The organism is Streptomyces sp. NPDC046759 (genome assembly GCF_040645475.1).
GTDB lineage: Bacteria > Actinomycetota > Actinomycetes > Streptomycetales > Streptomycetaceae > Streptomyces.
Genome location: NZ_JBEYYJ010000010.1, coordinates 1 through 22,766, shown reverse-complemented (window position 1 = coordinate 22,766; position 22,766 = coordinate 1). Strand labels below are relative to the sequence as shown.

Annotated in this window: 15 protein-coding genes, 2 tRNA genes and 2 pseudogenes; 13 read left to right on the top strand and 6 right to left on the bottom strand. The window is 70.7% G+C overall.

What is annotated here, in order from left to right:
- Nucleotides 1-251 precede the first annotated feature (251 nt).
- Nucleotides 252-1,904, top strand: a complete 1,653-nt coding sequence (locus ABZ919_RS15690) for a hypothetical protein (protein ID WP_361247654.1) — start codon at nucleotides 252-254, stop codon at nucleotides 1,902-1,904.
- Between the two features lie 798 nt (nucleotides 1,905-2,702).
- Here the strand turns inward: ABZ919_RS15690 and ABZ919_RS15685 are convergent.
- Nucleotides 2,703-3,425, bottom strand: a complete 723-nt coding sequence (locus ABZ919_RS15685; RefSeq protein ID WP_361247652.1) for a hypothetical protein — start codon at nucleotides 3,423-3,425, stop codon at nucleotides 2,703-2,705.
- A gap of 145 nt (nucleotides 3,426-3,570) precedes the next feature.
- A tRNA-Trp gene (locus ABZ919_RS15680) sits at nucleotides 3,571-3,645 on the bottom strand.
- Nucleotides 3,646-4,114: 469 nt separating this feature from the next.
- On the opposite strand from ABZ919_RS15680, the gene ABZ919_RS15675 reads away from it, so the two are divergent.
- From ABZ919_RS15675 to ABZ919_RS15645, 7 genes and pseudogenes are all read left to right on the top strand, one after another.
- The gene (locus ABZ919_RS15675) at nucleotides 4,115-4,723 is read left to right on the top strand and encodes a hypothetical protein (protein WP_361247650.1); all 609 of its coding nucleotides are present in this window, start codon (nucleotides 4,115-4,117) and stop codon (nucleotides 4,721-4,723) included.
- A gap of 667 nt (nucleotides 4,724-5,390) precedes the next feature.
- On the top strand, nucleotides 5,391-6,956 hold the full coding sequence (locus ABZ919_RS15670; RefSeq protein WP_361247649.1) for a protein kinase: 1,566 nt from the start codon (nucleotides 5,391-5,393) through the stop codon (nucleotides 6,954-6,956).
- A 726-nt stretch (nucleotides 6,957-7,682) separates the two neighbouring features.
- On the top strand, nucleotides 7,683-8,630 hold the full coding sequence (locus ABZ919_RS15665; RefSeq protein WP_361247647.1) for a phosphotransferase: 948 nt from the start codon (nucleotides 7,683-7,685) through the stop codon (nucleotides 8,628-8,630).
- 726 nt (nucleotides 8,631-9,356) lie between these two features.
- Nucleotides 9,357-9,902, top strand: a complete 546-nt coding sequence (locus ABZ919_RS15660) for a hypothetical protein (protein WP_361247646.1) — start codon at nucleotides 9,357-9,359, stop codon at nucleotides 9,900-9,902.
- A gap of 237 nt (nucleotides 9,903-10,139) precedes the next feature.
- The gene (locus tag ABZ919_RS15655; protein ID WP_361247644.1) at nucleotides 10,140-10,346 is read left to right on the top strand and encodes a hypothetical protein; all 207 of its coding nucleotides are present in this window, start codon (nucleotides 10,140-10,142) and stop codon (nucleotides 10,344-10,346) included.
- A gap of 212 nt (nucleotides 10,347-10,558) precedes the next feature.
- Nucleotides 10,559-11,080 (top strand): trypsin-like serine protease, encoded by a 522-nt coding sequence (locus ABZ919_RS15650; protein WP_361248023.1) that lies wholly within the window; start codon nucleotides 10,559-10,561, stop codon nucleotides 11,078-11,080.
- Nucleotides 11,081-11,095: 15 nt separating this feature from the next.
- Nucleotides 11,096-11,215: pseudogene (locus ABZ919_RS15645) on the top strand (IS481 family transposase); the annotation flags it as partial.
- 124 nt (nucleotides 11,216-11,339) lie between these two features.
- Here ABZ919_RS15645 and ABZ919_RS15640 read toward each other — a convergent pair.
- The gene (locus ABZ919_RS15640) at nucleotides 11,340-11,621 is read right to left on the bottom strand and encodes an STAS domain-containing protein (protein WP_361248021.1); all 282 of its coding nucleotides are present in this window, start codon (nucleotides 11,619-11,621) and stop codon (nucleotides 11,340-11,342) included.
- A gap of 202 nt (nucleotides 11,622-11,823) precedes the next feature.
- On the opposite strand from ABZ919_RS15640, the gene ABZ919_RS15635 reads away from it, so the two are divergent.
- Nucleotides 11,824-12,303, top strand: coding sequence for an ATP-binding protein (locus ABZ919_RS15635; protein WP_361247642.1), 480 nt, complete (start codon nucleotides 11,824-11,826; stop codon nucleotides 12,301-12,303).
- Between the two features lie 143 nt (nucleotides 12,304-12,446).
- On the opposite strand, the gene ABZ919_RS15630 is transcribed toward ABZ919_RS15635, so the two are convergent.
- The 3 genes and pseudogenes from ABZ919_RS15630 to ABZ919_RS15620 form a co-directional block, all read right to left on the bottom strand.
- Nucleotides 12,447-13,535: a PP2C family protein-serine/threonine phosphatase gene (locus ABZ919_RS15630; protein ID WP_361247640.1), complete on the bottom strand. Its 1,089-nt coding sequence runs from the start codon at nucleotides 13,533-13,535 to the stop codon at nucleotides 12,447-12,449.
- Nucleotides 13,536-13,775: 240 nt separating this feature from the next.
- A pseudogene (locus ABZ919_RS15625) lies at nucleotides 13,776-14,144 on the bottom strand (transposase); the annotation flags it as partial.
- A 486-nt stretch (nucleotides 14,145-14,630) separates the two neighbouring features.
- Nucleotides 14,631-14,706, bottom strand: a tRNA-Arg gene (locus tag ABZ919_RS15620).
- Nucleotides 14,707-15,026: 320 nt separating this feature from the next.
- On the opposite strand from ABZ919_RS15620, the gene ABZ919_RS15615 reads away from it, so the two are divergent.
- From ABZ919_RS15615 to ABZ919_RS15600, 4 genes are all read left to right on the top strand, one after another.
- Nucleotides 15,027-16,637, top strand: a complete 1,611-nt coding sequence (locus tag ABZ919_RS15615) for a dynamin family protein (protein WP_361247639.1) — start codon at nucleotides 15,027-15,029, stop codon at nucleotides 16,635-16,637.
- A 1,119-nt stretch (nucleotides 16,638-17,756) separates the two neighbouring features.
- Nucleotides 17,757-20,003: a YfjP family GTPase gene (locus ABZ919_RS15610; RefSeq protein ID WP_361248019.1), complete on the top strand. Its 2,247-nt coding sequence runs from the start codon at nucleotides 17,757-17,759 to the stop codon at nucleotides 20,001-20,003.
- A 478-nt stretch (nucleotides 20,004-20,481) separates the two neighbouring features.
- Complete coding sequence (locus ABZ919_RS15605; protein ID WP_361247637.1) at nucleotides 20,482-20,946, top strand: single-stranded DNA-binding protein; 465 nt, start codon at nucleotides 20,482-20,484, stop codon at nucleotides 20,944-20,946.
- A gap of 359 nt (nucleotides 20,947-21,305) precedes the next feature.
- The gene (locus ABZ919_RS15600; RefSeq protein ID WP_361248017.1) at nucleotides 21,306-22,631 is read left to right on the top strand and encodes a Cys-Gln thioester bond-forming surface protein; all 1,326 of its coding nucleotides are present in this window, start codon (nucleotides 21,306-21,308) and stop codon (nucleotides 22,629-22,631) included.
- Nucleotides 22,632-22,766: the final 135 nt, after the last annotated feature.

Sequence of the window (22,766 nt, the reverse complement as noted above, 5' to 3'; positions counted from 1 at the left end):
GCTGCGGTCCTTGGCCGCGAGAGAGTCGCTGACGTGGCCGTCGTACTGCTGGCGCACGCACCGTGACGGAGTAGCCCTGCTTCTGCGGACCCACCGCGCCCGCAGTCCCGCTGCCCGTCGCCCCCGGCACTCAGCCACCACCCGTCGCCCCCGGCACTCAGCCACCACGTACAACCTTCCGTCCGCATCGGCGGTCATCGCGGGTGGCCTCGGGGGTCTCCCGGGGTCCTGGACACGTAGAGGGAGCGGGCATGAGACCGATTCCGGCGCGGCTCGGAACCGCGGGTACGACGTGGGCGCGGCTGGGCGCCTGTGTCCTTCTCGCGGTGACGGGACTGACGGGGACGGCGGCCGGATCGGCGGTGGCGGCGTCCGGGTCGGCGGTGGCGGCGGCTCCGGCCGGCGCCCGTGTCACGCTGACGAGCCCGACGACCCAGCAGGCCTACCCGTACGACGCCCCGGGCGGCCCGATGTACGTCAGGGTGACCAACACGGGGACGACCACGATCGATTCCTACACGTTCACCCTCGACGGCACCTCCCTCCAGCGCGTCGCCGATGTCACGAAACCGTGCCCGCAGAAGGCGGACCACGTCTTGGTCTGCAAGGGGGAAGGGCCGCTGGTGCCCCGTGGCGACGAGTTCTTCCCTGTCCCTCTGACGCGGGCGAAGGGCGCGCTGGTCGGGGCCTCGGGCGAGCTCCGCATCACCGTCGAGTCGCACGGCGTCCAGCTCGCCTCGCGGACGGTCAAGGTGACCGTCCCCGACGAGGGCCTGGTCCCCGACCGGCTGGACCGCACCCCCGACGTCCGGAAGGTGAAGCCGGGGACCTCCATGAAGGTGACGGGCGGATTCACGAACTACGGTGCGAAGCCGCTGAACAGCACGCTCGTCGTCATGAGCTACGAGGGCCTGCGGCCCGACCAGGAGTTCAGCAACTGCGAGTACAACGCGTACGGCGACACCACACAGGGCGGCGGCCTGGCCCGCTGCGAGGTCAAGGGGCCGATCGACGTCAACGGTTCCTACGACCTCGACCTGGGCTCGCTGACCGCCGACACCGCCGTGATCAAGGGCCAGTTCAGGGTGGGGTACGGGGGCGACTACCAATGGGGGAGCGACCGGCCTCACCACCGCGGCACCGGCGGTGAGCTGAAGCTGACGCCGCGCCCTGCCTCCGCGCCCCCTGCCAGGCCACAGCCCACCGAGGCGACCTTCCGGTTCGACGTCGACAACACCGCGGACATCCAGGCCGTGGGGACCACCGTGCGGCAGAAGGGGACCGGAGCCCTGGTGAAGGCCACGGTCGGTGTGCGCAACAAGGGCCCCGCCGGGATGGCGGCGTGGACGGGCAGCGATCCGGGCGAGGACCCGCCGTACGAGATCCATGTCTCCCTCCCGGCCGGCACCGAGGCGGTGGCCACCCCCGAGCACTGCCACAAGTTCACCGACAGGAAGGGCACCCTCGTCGACTACCAGTGCTGGCAGGACGTCCAGGACCTCTGGATCGAACCCGGCCAGTACACGACCTGGTCCTTCGTCCTGCGGGTCATCGATCCGAAAGCCCTGAAGCCCGGCCGGATCAAGGTCGACTCCCTGAGCACCGACCCCGTCACGAGCAACAACAGCGCGGCGATCGTCGTCAAGGCCCCGGGCCAGGGCTCGGGCGGCAACGGCGGTACGGGCGACGGTGGTACGACGGGCTCCCAGGGCAGCGTCAGCGGCGGCGGCCCCGGCAGTGACGGTGGCAGCGGCACCGCCACGGCGGCCGGCGGCAGCACGCACGGGGGTATGGCCGACACCGGTACGAGCCCCCTGGTGCAACTGGCGGCCGGGGCGGCGGGCGTCGCCGTACTCCTCGGCGGAGGGCTGTTCCTCGGCTTCCGTCGCAGCAGGCGGGGCTGAGCCGCACCGAACCGCACCGCTGAGGGGCGGCGACGCCCTCCCCGCCCTGCCTGCACGGCCTGACGGTGGCTGGAGCACTTCTCCGCGTATTCACCGCGGCCACCGGCAGGAACCCGGTGACAGCCGGACAGCGTCGGACCCTCTCCGCGGTCATCGGGGGCGGTCCGGCGCTTCTCTGCGTGCGGCTGCGCCCGCCCTGACCGGCAAAAAGCCCTCCCGAGCGGGAGGGCTGTCAGCGGCGCCCCCGGCAGGACTCGAACCTGCGGCCAAGCGCTCAGAAGATGCGGGCACATGGTGGCGCGGCGGTCAGCCAACACGCCGCCGGCGCCGTGCCGGGCTGCTGAGTGCCGCGGGCGTTCGCTGTCGCTGCCGGCAGCGTTGTCGTCACTGCCGTCCGCGGAGACTGCGTCTGACCACCGCTTCAGGAGTTCATTCACAGCTACGTGCGTGCTGCCGCATTGCTCCTCCAAGGGCTCAAGGAAGTCCCCCTGCTACTGCGAAGGTTCCGCCGCGTAAGCCTATGTTGCCGTCATCTTCTGCCGTCAGGAGGCGCAAAACACTGGCATCCCCAAGTAGGCGTGAGCGGCCGTAGAGCTCTAGCACGGTGGACTGGAAGCTGTCCTTCGTCCCCCGGACGGCGTGGGACAGCCGCTGGAGGTACGCGGCTCGGTCCGGCTGGCATCCTGACGTCGCCTCGCCCGCCGCCCGGGACGCCGGCCGAAGTGCCGGCCGGGCACCCGGCCGCGCCGGGAGGCGCGACAGGGTGCCACGGATGATGCCCGGCAGGTCGGCCGGGCATCATCCGTGGTAGAGCACTCGTACGACCAACGTGTCCGGCGTAAGGGCGTCGAGATACTCGTTGAAGTAGCGGCGCAGCTCGGTGCCGGCGATGGCGAGCCAGCGCCCGTCGAGGGTCAGCAGGGCGTGCGTGGGGAGGGCCTCGTCTGCGGTCTCACGGACGTAGGCGTCGAGGTCGCCGCCCAGGTAGGCGGCCGGGTCGCCGCCCACCAGGTCCTTCAGTTCCGGGCGTTCCCTGAGTGCGGCCATGGCCGGCTGCCTGCTGAAGTCCTCCCGGGCGCGCGCCTGTGGGTATGCCTCGGGGTCGGCGACGTACCGCGCCCAGAAGTGGCTCATGGGACGCACGGGCGGGTACCCGGAGGCGAACTCCTGCCATTCCTCGAAGGCCCGCCGGGCCTTCGATGCCGCTCGGGCGCGCGGTGTTTCGAGGTCCAGCAGGCCGCGCGGCCCGCCGTCGCACAGGGAGGGCGGGACATCGCGCGGGTCCCCGGAGAGGGTCTCGGTCCCCCGGATCAGGCGCGGGTCGTCCTCGTGCCCCGGGACGACCGGGAATTCCCAGCCCCCGCCGTTGATGCACCAGTAGTCCCACCAGGTCTCGACGACCGGCTCACCGGGGGCGAACTCGCGGTTGTAGTCGTACGGTGCCATGGCCGCCCCGATCGCGCGGGGCACGTCCCCCGGCTCGCACCGGGGGACGCACACGGTCACTCGTTCTTTCGCCATGGCCCTTGCGGCCCTCTCCTTGGTTTCTGTCTCATGCCACCTGCGGTGACGCAATCGGGCAGCCAGCCGCCTCAGCCGCGCCGGAAGTCCCGCTGACGGGGCCATTCGGTGACCCTGGGACTGCGCCTCGCGTTGCTGGGGCGGACGAAGCCGGCCGGATTCGAACCGGCGTCCTCGCGATTTTGGAGACCGCGCGCGACTACCTCTGCGCTACGACTTCGCCAGGCTGGGATCCTAGTCGCGCCGACCACGCGCGAGGGGTACGGGCTCTCCGTCAGGCCCCCCAACACGCTTCCCAACTGTGGTGGTGGGGGCGCCTACGCGGCATTGCCCCTTCGGTTGTCGGTCATGGGGGCAAGCTACAGAATCACGCGTCAGACGGCCACCGCGTATCCGGTGGCCGGAGCCCTGAGCTTGGGAAGCAGCGGGCATCTGGGGGGCGATTCGGGCACTGACCTGGGCGAACGGTCATGGTGCGACCCCGTCGGGCCGTACTGCGTTCACCGTGATTCCCCGCTGTTCTCCGCTCGATCTGGTGCGCTTGTGGTGCGGATTGAGGCTATGCCGGTCGTGCCTGGGTTTGCTGGCTGCAGCTACCTGCGGTCTTGAAAGGGTTTCCGCACCAGTGGACCCTTTCAAGACAAACGCGCTTCGGCCGCTGAATGGGCCCGTGCGAAGGAGACAGTTGCGTGGACACCTTCTCGGTAACGCTGGTCTCGGCGTTAACCTCAGGCGCCATCTCCGTGGGTCTCGTGTGGCTGACCAGTCGGCAGCAACGGCGAGATAGCCATCGGACTCAACGCGAGACCCACAACATGTCGTACCTCAACCCCCTCAGGTGGCACACCGCTGAAGTACACCACCGGCTCTCCCTCTACGCCACATCTATGGACCGGCATGGCTCCTATCGACCTGCGCAGGTCCTCAACGAACCGCGGGAGATCGATGACCAAACTGAAGCCTGGTTCGCTGGAACAGGTATCGCGCTGGTTTCCAGCATCTGGATGACTGCCTGCCTGTTCGCCCAGATGACTCGCACCCGGCACGACATACCGTTCCTGCGCTTGCCGGGGAAGGACGACACAAGACTGGCTGCCCTGATCCTCAAGGTCCACGTAGCTTTCGCCGCCTGCGACGTCTACTACGCGACACAGTCCAGCATCGGCACCGACGTCATCCTCGAACCCGGGGGGCGACTCAGGAGCTACAGAGAATTTTGCGATCTTCTTTTGCAACCGGATCGCAGGGTGTGGGCCGATCCCCTCATCTGGTTCCATCTCGCCATCGCCAACGGCTAGCGTCGCCCCAACCTCCAGCGCGTCTTGGATGCCGTCCAAGAGCTGTCTGAGTTTCTCGACGAGAGCCTCGCCGGCGGCGCGTCGCTGCGAGCGCGCTGGTCCGCCGAACGCTAGAGCAGGTCGCGACGGCCGGTCCGTGACGACGGCTACAGACCCGGATTTTGGGAAGCTGAGGTGATTCAGGGCTCGCTGTGGTGATGACCTGCGGCGGAAGGTTATCGGCGTCTCGCGAGCCAGTTTCGTGGTTGCCCGCGGTACCCCGTGGTTCCCCGCAGGATTTGGCACGCGTATGGCACGCCCTCTTCGTCCCGAACTCGGCCGAGAGGCCATTGAGGTCCACCGGGCTGGTCAGTCGGCTGGCCAGTGATGATCAATCCGGTCCTCCAACGGCCTGCCCGTGACGACGGAATCGAGACCCACCACTTGGGAAGCTCGTGTCTCCTGGCCCCGGTCGCCTGCTGACCTGCGACCACGGCTGTCGGCTACCGGTCAGTGACCTGCCGGGGAAGCGGCTGACGGCGGAGGTCGGCGACGACGGCAGTTGTCCGGCTGGCAGCTTGCCTGACCTGCCGCAACGCGCCAGTCACGGGGGAGGTGGGGCCGTTTTCGTCGCTGCGCCGACTTGGTCCGGATATCTGAGACAGGCTGGGGGTACCCGCCTCGCAGCATGGCCCATGGCCGAGTCCGGTACGCGGTGACAGCAACGGAGAACCAGATGAAGGCCCGCCAATCAGCAGCCCCGCCGGCGCCAGCGCCGGTTCCAGCGGATGAGCAGCCCGCCGAAGTCCTCTCCGGCCGCTACCGGTTGGGCGCGAGAATCGGATCGGGAGGCATGGCCGACGTGTACGAGGGCGTTGACACGCGCCTTCGGCGGCCCGTGGCCGTCAAGGTGTTCCGGCCCGGCACGGACCCGCAGGCGGAGGACCGTCTCACCGCGGAGGCCGTCCTTCTGGCCCGCCTGCAGCACCCGGGACTGGTCACCGTCTACGACGCCGGCCGCCACGACGACCGCACCTACCTGGTCATGCAACTGATCAAGGGCACCACGCTGCGCAGCCTTTTGGCGTGTGGAGCGCTGTCGGAGCGGCGTGCGGTAGATGTGGGCGCCGCCCTCGCGCGGGTGCTGGCCTATGTCCACCGCGCCGGCGTCGTGCACCGAGACATCAAACCGTCGAACATCCTCCTCGACGAGGCCGGTGCTCCTCACCTGGCTGATTTCGGCATCGCGCGCCTGGCCAACGCCACCCGCCATACAGCACCGGATGTGCTGATAGGCACCGCCGCCTATCTGGCACCGGAGCAGGTTGAGGGCAGGCGGATCGGGCCGGCCGCCGACGTCTACGCGCTCGGCCTGCTCCTGCTGGAGTGCTTGAAAGGCGAACTCGAGTACCCGGGCACGCCGTTGGAAGCGGCAGTCGCCCGCCTACACCGCCCACCCGAAGTCCCCACCTGGCTCCCCTCGGAACTCGCGGCCCTGCTGCGGGCCATGACCGCCCAGGACCCAGAGGCCCGCCCGGACGCCGAGCAGTGCGCGCAAGCCCTCGCCTCCCAGCACGCCGGACCTGATCCGTACCCGCTGCCGCTCTCGGCGCCCTCCGAGGCGCGCCTTGCGACGCCGCTGGGCGCTCACCCCGGAACGGAAGAGCACATACGCTCTCAGGAGGCGGCAGTCACCCGGCGCAACCTCTCCGGCGGCACTCGCCACAGCCGCCGCCTGGCAGCGGGTACGGCCCTGGCCCTCTCCGTGGCCCTAGGCGCGACTCTTGCCGTCACATCGAGCACTGGCGGAAGCGACGACCGGCCAGCAGCTGCGCCCGCCGAAACCCCCTCGCACCCGCTCTCCGGTACGGCGACTGCCAAGAGCGGGCCCGGTGCCCTTCCACCCACCCGATCTCGCGGCGCTCAGCCCCCCTCCAGGGCATTCGGTGCGTCGCACCCTGCGGCTGCGGCAATCGGATCTCATGCCCAGCCCGTCTCCAGGACACTCGGCGCTTCTCATCCGGCGGCTTCCCCGAGCTCGAGCCGCAGCGCCTCTGCACCGCCCGCGAACTCGGGGCCCCCCGGATCGACGTCACCACCGTCACGACCCGCGCCGACCGCAGCCGGGGCCGCTGGCCCGAGCCGGACGACACCTGCGACGGCGCCAACCGCTGGCACGACGCCCCCATCACCAACGCCCTCGAAGGGCGGCGCCGCTACCGGCGCACCGCCCAGCCCAAGCCCGACGCATTAGAGGCCGAGGACCAAACCCGCCGTGCCGTTACATGCTCTAGGGGTACACCCGCTATAGGAGTTCGGTCCGGCGACCATACTCGCCCTGCTTGGAGCCCCCGTGCCAGCGTCGCTGGTTCCCTGGCAGGCCGTCGACGTACGGGGCCATTCGCCGTCGAGGTGCTGTTCGACCCTGTCAGCGAGCGCGGTGCGGAATGCGTCGATCTGTTCGGGGGTGCGCTGCCCCCGGTCCGGCTGGAGTACCAGTCGGTAGCGCTGAATCGCAGCTTCGGCTCTACGGGGGAACGCCCTGCTACGACAGGACCGCGAGGCCCCGGGCGCCTTCGCCGTGCGCCCTGGTCAAGGGCCGCCTCCCGCTCCGCCCACGATCCTGCAAGGTCGAGTTCGGCCTGCGTCCCGGGCGGGGCACGGCCGGATTGGCGGTAGGGGGCTGCGGCCGACGGACGCCGCAGTGCATGGTGCCCGTCGGCAGGTCCCCGCGCAGTGGCCGGACGCGGCCGTCGGCGGGCGACGGCCGCCAGTGTACGAAGGAACAGCCACTGTCGGCTCCGGATACGCAGGATCCGCCGGCACTGTTCCGCCCTATACGCGTGGCGGACCGCACGGCGCCCGGCAGCGCTCCGTCACCGGGTGTCGCGCGGGCGAGGGGCCTACCGTGGGAGATGGTCCCGGCGTCGGCCCCGCCGACCGGCCGGTCGTTCACGCCGGGGGCGGAAGGAGGCACGAGATGTCCGATGCGATACGGGACACCACGGCCCGGCGCGTACGACATTTCGTCGACGCCGGATATCCCGACGCCGGGCCCGTCGAGGCGGCGGTGGAGGGAGCCGTCTACCGTCTCGGGGACGGAACGGTGGCCAAGGTGTGGGAGCGCCGACGAGGATCCGAACTGCGGCGGATGCAGCGTTTCTACGCCGATGCCGCGGCGCACCTGCCGTTCGGCTCCCCGGAGATCCTCGCCGTCGAGGACATCGACGGTGTCCCGATGACCGTGGAGCGGGAGCTGACCGGCGAGCCCTTGGCGGGCAGGATCCGCACCGACGACCCGGACGAGGTGCTGCCCGAGGCGGTCGACTGCCTGGTCGGCGTGCTGCGCGCCCTCGCGGACGCCCATGACGTCGACGAGGTCAAGCACCTTCCTGTGCTGGACGAGGAACGCCCGCTGTGGGAAGGCCACACCACTTTCGGATCCGCCCTGGCGGACCTGGTGGACCGGCGGGTCAGCCGGTGCGCGGACCGGCTCTCCACGCATGTCCGCGACTTCGACGACACGCGCGCCCGGCTGCTTCGGAAGCTGCGCTCGCTGCCCCGTACCGACGAGGCGGTCGTCCACGGTGACATCTTCCCGGAGACCGTGCTGGTGGACGACGACCTGCGGCCGCTCGCCCTCGTGGACTACGGCTTCCTGTCCACAGGCGGGGACCCCCGGTTCGACGCCGCCGTGGCCGCGGCCATCTTCCCGGCGGGCACCGGGCACGCCCCGGAGATCACCCGGCAGCTCACCACGCGGTTCGCCGACGAGTTCGGCTACGCGGTCGACGACCTCCTGCTGTACCGGGCCGCCTATGCGATGGCCACGTGCGACGCCTTCGCACCGGGCGGCGGTGACGAGCACTTCGCCTGGTGCGTCACCGTGCTCGAGGACCCGGCCGTCGCCGAGTCCCTGCACCGGTGACGCACCGCGGGCAGCCGGGCAGCCGGGCAGCCGGGCAGCCGTGAAGTTCCGGTGACGGTGTGTGCGGTGCCCCACGATCCCGAGCGGATCCAGGGGCGCATGGCCCTGGGGGTCGAGCGGCCGTTCTCTCTGCCGACGACGCCCGAGGAGGCCACGAAGACAGCGGGTGGATCGTCGAACGGAAGGTCAGGGTTCCAAGCAGTCAGGCACTGCGCGCTTGGTACAAACAGCGGCTGGGGTATTAGGGCCGCTCGCCCGGGTGCGAGGCAAGGTGAGACTGGTCCCCGAGCGTCCCGAAAGAACTCCTGAGGCGGCGCTCATCTGGCCGTCATGGGCCCCTGCGGAGGCCCCTTGACCTAGTTTTGCTTCCCCCAGGTGTCCCCCATTCGAATCCTGGCGCCGCCACGCTTGTGGGAATCGGCCCCTGACCAGCACGTTTGGCCGGGGGTCGATCTCGTTTGGTTCGGTTGCGAGGCACCGTCATTCCCTTTCGTTCCCCGCTCGATCTGGCACGTTTGTGGCATGCCTCCAGGAACGGGCGGATTGGTCGATCCTGCGCAGCCGCGACGTCATGCCGGTCGTGCTGAGTCCACCCCTGCCACTTCAGGAGGAGGGGCAATCCGCGCCGCGGATGAGGCCGCTGTTGCTGCCTCCTACCAGGTTCGGCCCCGGCAACTGTTCTCAGGACCGATGCTGCCACGGCACCACACGGACATGCTGATGCTCATGGTCACTCGGGACACTCCCCTCCGTTCGCCGGCGCCCCGCTGGGCGGTCCGGGCCGCTCACCTCGTCGCGCCGGCCGCGCTGCCGACCGGCGTCTGGCGTCTGTTGCTGGCAAGCGGCAACCCGGCCGGATACACGGAGGCCGGCTACAAGGCCTTGGATGCCACCGGGTGGGGCGCGGCGTGCTTGATCGGCCTGAGCCTGTCCATCGAGGCACTCGCACTGCTCACGCTCGCCCTGGTCCGGCCGCGGGGCGAGGTGATCCCACACTTCGTTCCGAGGATCGGCGGTCGCAGAGTCCACCCGTCGGCTGTCACCCTGGTCGGCGGCATCTGCGCCGTCGTGCTGACCGCCCTGTGGAGTCCCTTTCTACTCTGGTGGGCCGTACCGCATCCCGACCTGACCCCGCTCGGCAACGCCGTCATCGGGTTCCTCTACCTGCCCCTGATCGCCTGGGGCCCCCTGCTCGGCGCCGTGACCCTCTCCTACCACCGCCGACATCGCACAGGCGGAGGCCCCGAGCACGAAGCAAGTGCTGACACCTGACTTCGGCGTTCGACCGAGACGATCGGCCGCTGAGACCGCCTGGCACGGCTGCGGTCGGCAGGAAACGTCTCATGAGACACATCAGAGTCTGGAGAAGGACGGCTACCGCGCCCTGCTCTTCACCCCGAGTCCCGTTCACGGCTCGGCGTTTCTTCAGTCCCGTCGGGGCGCCTTCCTGACCGGAGCCAGGCCGCCGGGAATCTGCCTGATGGCCTAGCCCTCGATGGCGAACTGGGCGTGTGGGCCGACGAGCAGCTGTCCTTCGAGGCGCTGCAGCGCCGTGCCGCTTCCAGCGGCCGGACAGCCGTACGACTCGCCGAGGAGCTGCCCGCGCACTTCATCGCCTTTGATGTCCTGCAAGCCGACGGGCAGGAGTTGCTCGGTGAGCCGTACGGACGTCGACGCGAGAGGCCGAAGCGCGTCTGTTCAGCGAGCCTGGGCTGATTACGCGGTGGACGCTGTGCCCCCAGACGAGTGACGTCCGGACTGCACAGGAGTGGCTGGCCTCGTGGACGCAGGTGCCAGGCGTTGAAGGGCTGGTGATCCGCGGGCGGGCCGGGCCGGCGGGCTGCCGGCGCGGAGGGTCACCCCTCCGGCCACCGCGCGGCACTGCCTGAGCGGCCGCCGCGACGGGTCCATCGACGCGGTCGTCGGGGCTGACAACCTGTGCCACACAGCGCCCGTCACCGGCCAACGCGCGCACGTCACCCGCACGCTGGCATACCCGGATCGCTCCGTGGACGCAGCGCTGCTCGTCCTGGCCGGCTCTGTCCGCGTGCCGCCCGCTCGGCTTCCCACCCGGAACATCATCCGTGCCGGCCACGGGCACGGCATTCGGCTGGGGACGAGACGGCTACGGTGGCGTAGCCCCCTGCCGGCGCTCTGAAGTGGCCCTCCGGTTCACCGATCCGCAGCGCTGTGTACGCGCCCAACGCGATCTCGGCATCGCGCCGCGCCCGCAGTGGCAGCTGTGCGCCCAGCCGACTCCCGGGGCCACACGGAATACCTGCACCGGCGACTCGGGCGGCCCCGTCCTGGCGACACCTGCGGCGACGACCATCACCGGCATCATCAGCTGGGGCCCCAGCTGCCGCGTCGACGACATCGGGGTGTACGTCAGCGTGGCACCACTGGTGCCGTGGATCGACCACGTGGCGCACACCCAACCGAGCGGGTGATCGCCGTCTCGCGGCGTCCTCACCTGCCACGGTCTCAACCGCCTGTCCTGCCCGGACCGCCCCACCGGCCAGATCATCCGCCACTACGAGCGCTCCAGCCCGGGCAAGTCGGTTTACGCCGTCGACGTAGGCCGGCAGGCGGCTCGACCGTACAGCCGAGCTCACGCAGCGTTTCCGCTGCCGTCTCAGGGCCCACCGTGCCCTGCTCAAGGCGCGGGACGCCTGCGGCGATCTCACTGGCCCTAACAGAAGTCGTTGATCATGTGACTAACGGTGGGACTAGGTACAGGACGCGTTGCACGGCCGGGCGGGGTTGGGCCAGGCGGAGCCAGCCGCCGGCCTCGGTGAGGGTGCGGTGGGCGGTGATCAGGATGTTGATGCCGCTGGAGTCCAAGAAGGTGACTTGCCCCAGGTCCACCACAACCTGGGGCCGGGGCGCGTCGGAGACGTCGAGGGCCTGCGCGAGGATGTCACCGGTCTGGTGGTCGATCTCCCCGGCGACGGTCAGCACGTGGATACCGTCGGTGACGGATGCGGCGATTGACAGTTCGCCCGCCGGTATCGCGTCTTAGGTGTCCGCCATTTCTTCCTCAGCCATGTCGGCGACCCTGGCACAGGCTTCCCCCTGCGGGTATCGCTGCCCTGAACGCACGGGGCGATGCCTGGGTGAGACGAAGGTCGCGTCACCGTCCCCGGTGCGGGTATATGTGCGTGGTGTGAATGGGGGGGTGAGGGTGGCCGCGATGGAATCAGTCCCTGTGGGGGAGGACGGCACCACGCCGGGTGAAAGGGTCATCCAGACCACGGTGGCCCTGGACGGGACCGGCAGGGTCATCGCCGAGGCCCGTCATCTGGCTGCCGATTTCCTCACTCGCGTCCAGGCCGAGCACGGCCTGCCGGTCTCGCAGCGCGCCATGGACCTGACCCAGCTGGTGGTGAGTGAACTGGTCACCAACGCCGTCAAGTACGCGCCGGGGCCGGTGCTGCTGGACCTGCGGATCGCCGGTGACACGGTCGAGGTCGTGGTGTGGGACTCCGACCCGGTGCTGCCCCTCGCCCGGACCGGGGATGCCAGCCGGGTGGGCCAGCACGGCCTGGAGATCGTCATGGCGGTCTGCCAGGGCTTCGAAGCGCAGCGGGAGCCGGTCGGCAAACGCATCACCGCCCGCATCGCCCTGCTGGACGACCCGGGCGGCGCGGTCACCGGGCGCCGCCCCCTTTAGGGCCCCGCACCCACCCCCTCACGCGTGGCTCTCTGCCGTGTTCTCAGCCCTCCTGCGTCCCAGAGCTGTCAGCCGTTGGAAGTGCACGCTTTCCGAGTCTGCTGATCGTCCAGCGAGGCTGATACCGGGACGTTCACCTGGGTTCACGTGACGACGCGGCCATGGTGGCGGTGCCGGTGGTTGTTGTCGAGCTGACGGTGAAGGGCGACAAGAGCGGCGTCATCGCTGAGACGTCCGTGGGTATGGGCGAGTAGATCGCGTTGGATCCGGTGGAGCAGCGCAGCGGGGTTGGCCCTGTTCCATTGGGCGGCCCGCGCCTGAAGCGGGTAGAAGTGGCCGTCGGCGTCGCGGGCTTCGATGACGCCGTCTGTGTAGAGCAGGAGTGTGTCTCCCGGCTCGAAGGCAGCCACGTCGACGATGTAGGCATCTGGACCGGCTCCCGTGATTCCCAGTGGTGGCGCGGGATGCAGGTTGGGGACTGTGAGGATGCTGGTCGGGCTGAGCAGCAGTGGAGGGGGATGGCCGCAGCTGATCATCCGGATGATGTGGTCTTCGTCGGGGAGCTCCAGCAGCAGCGCGGTCGCGAAGCGCTCGCCGGCTTCCGCGGTCGGCTCGAAGTCGGCCAGGTAACGGGTCACGCTCTGCTCCAGCGTGGCGGCCAGATCGGGAAGCGTGGCGTGCCGGTGGGCGGCCTCACGGAAAGCCCCGAGGAGCAGGGCGGCTTCACCGATGGCAGACAGGCCCTTGCCCCGGACGTCTCCGATCATGATGCGCACCCCGCCGGTGATGCGGGCAGCCGCGTACAGGTCACCGCCGATCTGCGCCTCGTCCTCGGCGGCCAAGTACCGGCAGGCGATCTGCAGAGGCCCCATACGCTCCGGCAGCGGCCACAGCAGGCCATGCTGCGCGGCCTCGGCAACCGACCGCACCTTGGCCAGCTGGCGCAGGCGTCGCTCACGCATCACGCAGAAGGCCACGCACAAAGCTGACAGCACGGCCAGGGCGAGGAGCTGGAACAGCACGTTGCGTGTGAACAGTGCGCCGAAGTGCCAGCCGATGTCTGCCTCTGCCGCTTCGGACAGGAGGCCGATCAGACCGGTGAGTAATGCGTCGGCGAACATGGCGGTGAGCGCGGGGGCGATCACCAGCAGCGGACCGAGATGCATGTCCTCGGGGGTCAGCTGGTCGACTGCGGTGATCACTACGATGAGACCGATCGGAACGAACAGCAACGCGCGCCTTGGCCCCCGCAGCTGCCGCACACCGGCCGAGCTGTGCCCAGCGTTCACATCTCCCACACTGCCACCGTCCGTGACCCTCGACGAGCGGTCGGCGCCGATCGTTGCCGTTCGTGCTTGAAGCTGTCAGCCGTTGGTGTGAGTCGGTCTTCTGGTGTCGCCCCGTGGCCACAGAGAGGCAGGGAGGTAGATCGGCGTAGGAACTTCAGCCGCGAGTCATGTCGCCGCGTCTGCAAGTTTCTCGACCCGGCGAGTGGAGACCCCGAGGAGGTAGGCGGTGGCGACCACCGAGATGAGGGCCTGTTCGGCCCGGCGGCGGCGTTCGAGGAGCCAGTGCGGGAAGCAGCTGCCCTGCCTCAGCTTGGGGACGGCGAGTTCGACGGTACCGGCGCGCGTGTCCCACTCACGCGGGCGATAGCCGTTGCGGTGGTTGACCCTCTCGTCGCTGACCTGCCCGTATTCGGCGTTGCAGAGGGCGTCGGCCTCGGCGGACATGAGAGCGTCGGCGAACGTCTTGACCATCGCGCGCAGCAGATCGGGACTCGCCGAAGCGAGATCGTCCTCGGCGAGGGCATGCAGGGGCAGACTCTCGGGTGCGGTCATCGTGCTGATCTCCTTCGAGCTTCGACACCTCGAAGATCAGCCGGTGGCCGTTCTCATATCCGGGACCTCACTCCGACGCCAAGCCAAACGCCCGGATCAGGTGGGAACCCGTACACCACTTCTCAGGGCAACCCTCATTCGGCCAGGCTTGAAGCCCTGCTCTCCCACCACCCTGCCAGCTCCCATCCCGTACGCCGTCGACCCACACACCGTTGAGCGGGCGTTTGTGGCGTCCAGGTGGAGCGCGCCGCCGTACGAAGGAGCAGGGGGCTTGGCCCGAGGAGATCTCTCCGTGCTGCCTGACGCCGCCCGAGCGCCTCGGAGGAACTTCGCCGCGTATTTGCCGCAGCCACCCGCAGAAGCCCGGTGACAGCCGGACAGCACCGGACCCTCCCCGCGACCACCGGGGGCGGTTCGGCGCTCTTCTGTGTGCGAACACACCGGCTCTGACCAGCAAAAAGCCCTCCCAAACGGGAGGGCTGTCAGTGGCGCCCCCGGCAGGACTCGAACCTGCGGCCAAGCGCTTAGAAGGCGCCTGCTCTATCCACTGAGCTACGGGGGCCTGGTGTGGCGGCTTCGTGTCGGGTGCCCTGATCCGGACGGTCCGTGACGTTGCCGGGGACAAGGATAGAGCTCCCCGATCCTTGACCCTGTCGCTTCCCCTCCGTGGCTCGATGTGGAGGTTCGGTGAAGCGGTCTGATAATCGCAGGCAGGTGCGATTCGTGCACCGTTTTTGGTCGTTCGACGCGCCGGGTGTTGTGCACTCGTTATGCCTGGACTGCGCCCGTGTCCCAATGGTTCCTTCCGTCCGTTCCATCCTCTCGGCGCACAGACATGTCTATATGCTTCAGAATTCCCCTAAAATTGGGCATTCTTCGCATGTGGTGACCTTGGACGTACGGCCTCAGCTGCTCGACACACTCTCCGCTCTGCGCGACCGTGTCGCCGCCACACGGTTTCCGCTGCCCCTGCCCGGGGCGGCACGCGCGCGTGCCAACCGCGACGAGCTCCTCGCGCAGCTCGACGACTATCTCGTGCCCCGCCTGCGGGAACCCGAGGCGCCCTTGCTGGCCGTCGTCGGCGGATCCACCGGCGCGGGCAAGTCGACGCTCGTCAACTCCCTCGTCGGGCGGCGCGTGAGCGAGGCGGGGGTGCTGCGGCCGACGACCCTGACACCGGTCCTCGTCTGCCATCCGGAGGATCATCACTGGTTCAGCGGCGTGCGTGTGCTGCCCCAGCTGACCCGGGTGTGGTCGGCCCACCAGGACCCCCTCGAGGATCTCCTGCACCCCGCCCGTGAGGATCCCGCGCGCGTGCTGCGCCTGGAGACCGCCGATACCCTTCCGCGCGGGCTCGCTCTCCTCGACGCGCCCGACATCGACTCGCTGGTCGCCGACAATCGCGTCCTCGCCGCCGAGCTGATCTGCGCCGCCGACGTCTGGATCATGGTCACGACGGCGACCCGCTACGCCGACGCCGTCCCCTGGCATCTGCTGCGCACCGCCAAGGAGTACGACGCCGCGCTGGTCACCGTCCTGGACCGGGTACCCCACCAGGTCGTCTCCGAGGTCTCCCGGCAGTACGCCGCCCTGCTCACCAAGGCGGGCCTCGGCGAGGTGCCCCGCTTCACCGTGCCCGAGCTGCCCGAGTCCGCCTGGGGCGCCGGTCTGCTGCCCGCCACCGCCGTCGCACCCCTGCGGAGCTGGCTCGTCCATCACGCCCAGGACACAGCCGCCCGGCAGCACGTCGTGGCCCGTACGGTCCATGGTCTCCTCGACTCGCTCAAATCACGCATGCCCGAACTGGCCGGCGCCGCCGCCGCCCAGTACGCTGCCGCCCTGCGGCTCACCTCCGTGGTGGACACCACCTACGACAACGAGCACGCGCGCGTGCGGGCCCGTCTGCAGTCCGGTGCCGTCCTGGCCGGGGACGCCCTCAAACGCTGGCGCGCCTACCCCCTCGACTGCACCGCCGGGGAACTCCTCGACGCGCTCGTGGAGAGCCTCGCGGCCGTACTGGTGTGCGCCGTCACCGCCGCCGACGAACGCATCGACGACGCCTGGCGCCAGGAGCCCGCCGCCGACGCCCCCGGCCTCGCCGGTCGAGAAGCCTCCTCGGAGAGCGCCGAGCACCGCATCGGGCTGGCCGTACGGCGCTGGCGGCGCGAGCTGGAGGAGTACGCCGAGGAGGAGGCGCGTGAACTGGAGCGCACGGTCGCGCCCGACGCCGAGGCGGTCGCCGCCCTGGTCGCCACCGCAGTCCTCGGCGGACGGCGGGCGCGCAACGCGGGTGAGGGACTCGCCGAACGCATCGGCGCCCACGGCGCGCTCCGGCTGCGCGACCGGGCCGGACGCCTGCTCATCGAGCACGTGGACCGGGTCCTGCACGCCGAGCGCGAGCGGCGCCTCGCCCCGCTCGACGCCCTGGAGGTCCATCCCGAACCCCAGGCCGAACTCATCGCCGCGCTGTCCGTACTGCAGAAGGAGAGGTGACCGGTGACCGCCGTCACTGACCACGACCACACGGACCACACAGGCCACAGGGACCACAACCACACCGGTTACACGGACCACACGGATCACACGGACTACACGGACCACACGGACCACACGGACCACACGGACCACACGGACCACGTTGACCATTTCCGCCAACCACCGCAGCAGTACGGCCAAAGAGATCATTCGGACCGCGTGGGGGACACCGACCACGGTGAGCACATCGGCCGTAGGGAGCGCAGCGGTTACATGGAGCACGGGCACGGGTACGGGTACGCGCGCGGGTCGGGGCAGGAACCGGGGGAGTGCGAGACGGGCGACGGTCCGGAGCGTCTGGGCACCGGCGAGTCCAGCGACGGTCCCGGCAGGCGCGACCGCGCGGAGGCCATCCAGCGGGATCGTACGCGGGACGGCGGCGGCGTCGGGCACGGGAGCCAGGCCGAGTACACAGGTGCTCCAGTGGCTCCCAGCGCCGGCCCTCCCGCTCCTCTCTCTGCCTACACCACCGCTTCCGCGGTCAGCCCCGCCGTCCGGGAGCCTGCCGACATGCCCGACGCCTTGACCGAGGACATGCCGGGGGAGGCGGCCCCCGACACCGCGTACGGGCGCCACGCGCGCGTGGGCGAGCCGCAGGTCGAAATCGGCCCCCGGTCCGCCTCGTTGCCGGGCCGTGGAAGAGACATCCGGAGCGCGGACCCGGAGCGCACGCGGCACGCGCGCGTGCGCGACGAGGACGTGGCACCGGAGGCCCGCGGCACGTCGGAAGCCCGCAGGACCGAGCAGACCGCCGGCGCGCGGGAGGCCCGCGAGGCCGAGGACACCCGCGGCCTGCGGGACACCCGCGGGGTCGAGGGGGCCGGCGGCATGCGGGAGGTCTATGGGGCGGAGCAGATCCGCGGGCGGGAGAGCCATGGGGCCGAGCAGATCCGCGGGAGGGAGCAGACTCGCGGACTCCGGGAGATCCATGAGGCTGAGGAGATCCATGGCATGTCGGGGGTCCGCGGGTCCGCGGAGGCCGGCGGCATGCGGCAGGCAGGTGGGGTCGCCGAGGCCGCTGGGGTCCGGGAGGCCGATGGAGCGGCCAAAGTCGGTGGGCCGCCCGAGGGCGGCGGCATGTGGCAGACGCGAGGGACTGACGCGACCGGCGACATGCGCGCAGTCCGCGGCCCCGAGGAGACTGGCGGATCCTCGCGGGCCGGCGGAGCTCAGGTGCCCCGCGAGAGCCGGGAGCCCGGCCCCGGCTGCGCGGCCGTGGAGGCGGGCGGAACCGGGGAGGTTCGCGCAACCGACGAGGGCGGTGGGGCCGGGGAACTCGGCAGTGCGAGGGGAGGGGGCCCGGCCCGGGAGCGCGGTGGGAGCGGCGGTGGGAGCCATGCCGCGTCCCTGCGGGAGAGGGGCGCCGACGCCGCCGTACAGCCTCCGCATCAGCGTTCGCCGTACCCGCCGTACCCCCCGTACCCGCCGTCGCGCCGACCGGCCATCACGCCCAGTACGCCCGCCACGCCCACTACACCCACCACCCCCGAGGGCCGCAAAAGCATCCTGACTCCTGGCAGTTCGGCCCCCGCCCCCACCCCCGCCGGCTCCGCGCCCGAGGCGACGCCCGGCCCCGCTCCCAGCCAGGACAACGATCCCGCCTCCTCCGGCGTGCCCTGGGACGACGGGTTGATCGCCCGGCGGATCACGGAGTCCGACACCGCCGAGCGTGTCTCGGCTCTGGAGATCACGAGCCGGAGCTCCAACGCCAGCCCGGCCCCCGTCCCGCTGGCGTACGACGGCTCCCTCCGCTCCCGGCTGGACGCGCTGCGCGAGCTGGTCGGGCTGTCCAGGACCCGGCTCGACAGCCATACCCTCGCCGAGGCGGGCCGAGTACTGGACGAGGCGGCGGCCCGGCGCAAGCTGTCCGGTCAGCACACAGTCGTTGCCATCGCGGGCGCGACCGGCAGCGGCAAGTCGCAGCTGTTCAACGCCCTCGCCGGAGTGGCCATTTCGGAGACCGGCGTACGACGCCCGACCACCGCGTCACCCATCGCGTGCAGCTGGAGCGACGGCGCGGCGGGCCTCATCGACCGGCTCGGCATCCCCGGCCGGCTGCGACGCCGCCCGGCGCACAACCCGGACAACGAGGCTCAGTTGCGGGGACTGGTCCTGGTCGACCTGCCAGATCACGACTCCGCTGCCGTGGAGCACCGCAAGCAGGTCGACCGGATCCTGAAACTGGTCGACGCGGTGGTCTGGGTGGTGGATCCGGAGAAGTACGCCGACGCCGTGCTGCACGAGCGCTACCTGCGGCCCATGGCCGGCCACGCCGAGGTCATGTTCGTCGTCCTCAACCAGGTCGACCGGCTGCCCGGTGAGGCGGCCGACCAGGTCCTGGACGACCTGCGCCGGCTCCTGGACGAGGACGGCATCGCCCTCGGCGAGCACGGCGAACCGGGCGCCACCGTGCTCGCGCTGTCCGCCCTCACCGGCGACGGTGTCGGCGAACTGCGGGAAGTGCTCGGTAAGTTCGTGGCCGAGCGCGGCGCGGCGGCCCGCCGGGTGTCGGCCGACGTGGACGCCGCCGCGGCCGGGCTGCGCACGGTGTACGCCACCGGTCGGCGGGTCGGTCTCAGCGAGGAGGCGCGCGAGGAGTTCGCCGCCCGGCTCGCGGACGCGGTGGGCGCCACCGCCGCGGGCGAGGCCGCCGAGCGCGCCTGGCTGCGCAACGCCAACCGCGCCTGCGGTACGCCGTGGTTGCGGCTGTGGCGCTGGTACCGGTGCCGCGGCGAGTCCAACACGGGCCGCATCCCGGTACGGACGGCGCCGCCCGACGAGGAGGCCACGGCCCGGCAGCGCGTGGAACAGGCGGTCCGTACGGTGTCCGACCGGGCCTCGGCCGGGCTGCCGACGCCCTGGGCGCAGGCGGTGCGGGAGGCGGCCGTACGCGGCGCGCAGGGGCTGCCCGAGGCACTGGACGACCTGGCGGCACGGGCCGGGCTGCCACCGGGCCGGCCGCCTCGGCCGGGCTGGTGGCCGGCGGCGGTGCTGGTCCAGGCGGCGATGACCCTGCTGCAGGTTGTGGGCGGTGTGTGGCTGGTCGGCCAGATCGCCGGTGTGATGGCGCCCAACCTCGGGGTGCCGGTTCTGCTGATGTTGTGCGGGATCATCGGCGGCCCGCTGGTGGAATGGGGCTGCCGGATGGCGGCCAGAGGCCCGGCCAGGCGCTACGGCCAGGACGCGGAACGGCGTCTGAGGGAGTCGGCGGCCAGCTGCGGCCGGGCCCGGGTGCTCGATCCGGTGGCGTCGGAGCTGCTGCGGTACCGGGAGGTACGGGAGCAGTACGGGCGCGTCGCGCGCAGTGGGGCCGGCGTCGGGTGAGAGCCGGCGCGGGTCAGGTGTGAGCGCGAGGGGCCCCGGGGCGATCCCGGGGCCCCTCGGAGGTTTTTCGGGGTGACCGGTGCGGCTCGGGGGCCGGGCCGCAGCCACGGGCGGGCGCAGGCGGGGAGGCGAGGAGGCGAGGAGGGGGCGGACGACGGTCTCTGGGGTGGGGACGGCGGCGTGGGGCGAAGATCGGCCGGGCGGGCGGTGGGGGCGAGGATCCCCCGGACGGGTGCCGGGGGCGAGGATCACCCGGGCGGGTGGCGGGGTTTTCCACAGGTGTGGTGGTCGTCCACAGCGCTCAGCGGGTCCGGCCCGGCGGAGGCAGTCTGGGTTCGCGGCGATCGCACGACGGGTCCGGCCGGAGGGACGGCGGACGGTGCGCGCGATCGGCGACACAGCACAGGCACAGCCGTACGGGACGGCCCGTACGCGTCCGCCCGCCGGGAAGGGCCGGGCGGTGGAGGGGAGCGAGAACATGAACGAGACCATGGTCTGCGTAGTGGGCAACGTGGCGACCCAGCCGGTCTACAGGGAACCGGCGTCAGGCCCGTCGACCCGGTTCCGGCTGGCGGTGACCCAGCGCTACTGGGATCGGGAGAAGAGTGCCTGGACGGACGGGCACACCAACTTCTTCACGGTGTGGGCCGGCCGGCAGCTCGCGGTCAACGTGGCCGCGTGCGTGGAGGTCGGCCAGCCGGTCGTCGTACAGGGCCGGCTGAAGGTGCGCACCGAGGTCCGTGAAGGGCAGCAGCAGTGGTCCTCGGCGGACATCGACGCCGTGGCGATCGGTCATGACCTCGCGCGCGGTACGGCTGCCTTCCAGCGCACGGCCAAACCGGAGACACCGCCGACGGCGGCCCGACCGGAGCCGAACTGGGAGACACCACAGCCCACCGGAACGCCGGGCGGGGCGGACACGCCTCAACATGCAGAGGTGTAGGCAGCGGTGACATGAGACCGGCGATCTGACGGAGGAACAGGGCCGGGTCCAGGCAAGCCGGTTGACGAACACCCGGTACGAACCGATCGATTTATCGATATGCCCAGCTCGCGGACGGTCCCGGCGATAACGATTGCGGATCGGATCGCCCATCGGATCATCCGACCGGCAGGAGAGACTGCGCCTGATCCATAGGATGCCGGGCGTGCCCCTAGGGGCTGCTGATTCTGCTGGTGGGACCGTCCCCCACGTCCAACGGGTCCTGCTCGAAGGGGAATTCTGTGCTTGCTGCGTTCTACGGTTTCCGCCGTTCCGCCGGAGCGGCCCGACTGGCCGCCGTCACGACGGTGACCGGCCTCATGGCGGCCGGCGTGCTGTCCGGCGCAGGTACGGCCGTGGCCGACGGGGCACCGCAGACACAGGGCGGGGCGACGTCCACGATCGAGGGTCTCAAGACGTACGGCGAGGCCGTGATCCACGAGGTCGGCGGCGACCAGCGTGTCGAGGCGGGTCTGTTCGAGATGTCCGTCGACGGCGGCGGCACCCTCCAGACGTACTGCATCGACCTGAACAACCCCACCCAGCGCGACGCCCACTATGAGGAGACCTCCTGGAGCGGCACCTCGCTGGGCGCCAACAAGGACGCCGGCAGGATCGGCTGGATCCTGCAGAACTCCTACCCCCAGGTCAACGACCTTGCCGCGCTCGCCCATCGGGCGGGCGTCGGCACCCTGACCGAGCAGGACGCTGCGGCCGGCACCCAGGTGGCCATCTGGCGCTACTCCGACCACGCGAAGGTCGACGCCGTCGACCCGCAGGCCGAGAAGCTCGCCGACTACCTGGACAAGAGCGCCCGGAACATCGGTGAGCCCCACGCCTCCCTCACCCTGGACCCGCCGGCGCTCTCCGGCCGCCCGGGAGACGTGCTCGGTCCGGTCACCGTGCACACCAACGCGACCGGGGTCACGGTGACCCCGCCGGCGGACGCGGCCACCAGCGGGGTGCGGATCACCGACAGGACCGGCAAGGTCATCACATCCGCACAGAACGGAAGCCGGCTGTACTTCGACATCCCCGAGGACGCCTCCAACGGCTCGGCGGAGCTGACCGTGCAGGCGTCGACCACGGTGCCGGTCGGCCGAGCCTTCGCCTCGGACAGCCACAGCCAGACCCAGATCCTGGCCGGCTCTAGCGAATCCACGGTCTCGGCCACCGCGACCGCGGCCTGGGCGGCCGGAGGTGCCATACCGGCGGTCTCGGCCGGGAAGAACTGCGCCAAGAGCGGCCTGGACATCTTCGCGGCCAACAAGGGCGACGAGCCCTTCACCTTCGAGCTGATGGGCATCGAGCACACCATTCCCGCGGGCGCCACCCGCACGGTGACCGTCCCGCTCCAGGAGGACCAGGCCTACGACTTCACGATCACCGGCCCGCACGGCTTCAGCCACCGCTTCACCGGCGTCCTCGACTGCAAGACACAGGGCGCGATCACCACCCAGACGGCCCAGGTCCGCAACGAGCCCAGCCCCGCCTCGGTGGGCGGCACCACCGCCCCCGGCACCAACCTCGCCGAGACCGGCGGCTCCGCCATCAGCCCGCTGATCGCCGGAGTGGCCATCGGCCTGGTCGTCATCGGTGGCGCGGTCCTGGTCCTGCTGCGCCAGCGGGAAGAGCAGAATTCCTGACCCGACGCGGTGTTTCCGGCCGGTGGACCGGATGCATGTCCGCACGGCGCTGCACGAGACCTTCGAGGCGCTGGGCATGTCCACGAAGCTGGTGTGCCTCTTCTCCACGGCCGACCCGGAGGGCGGCGTCCACGT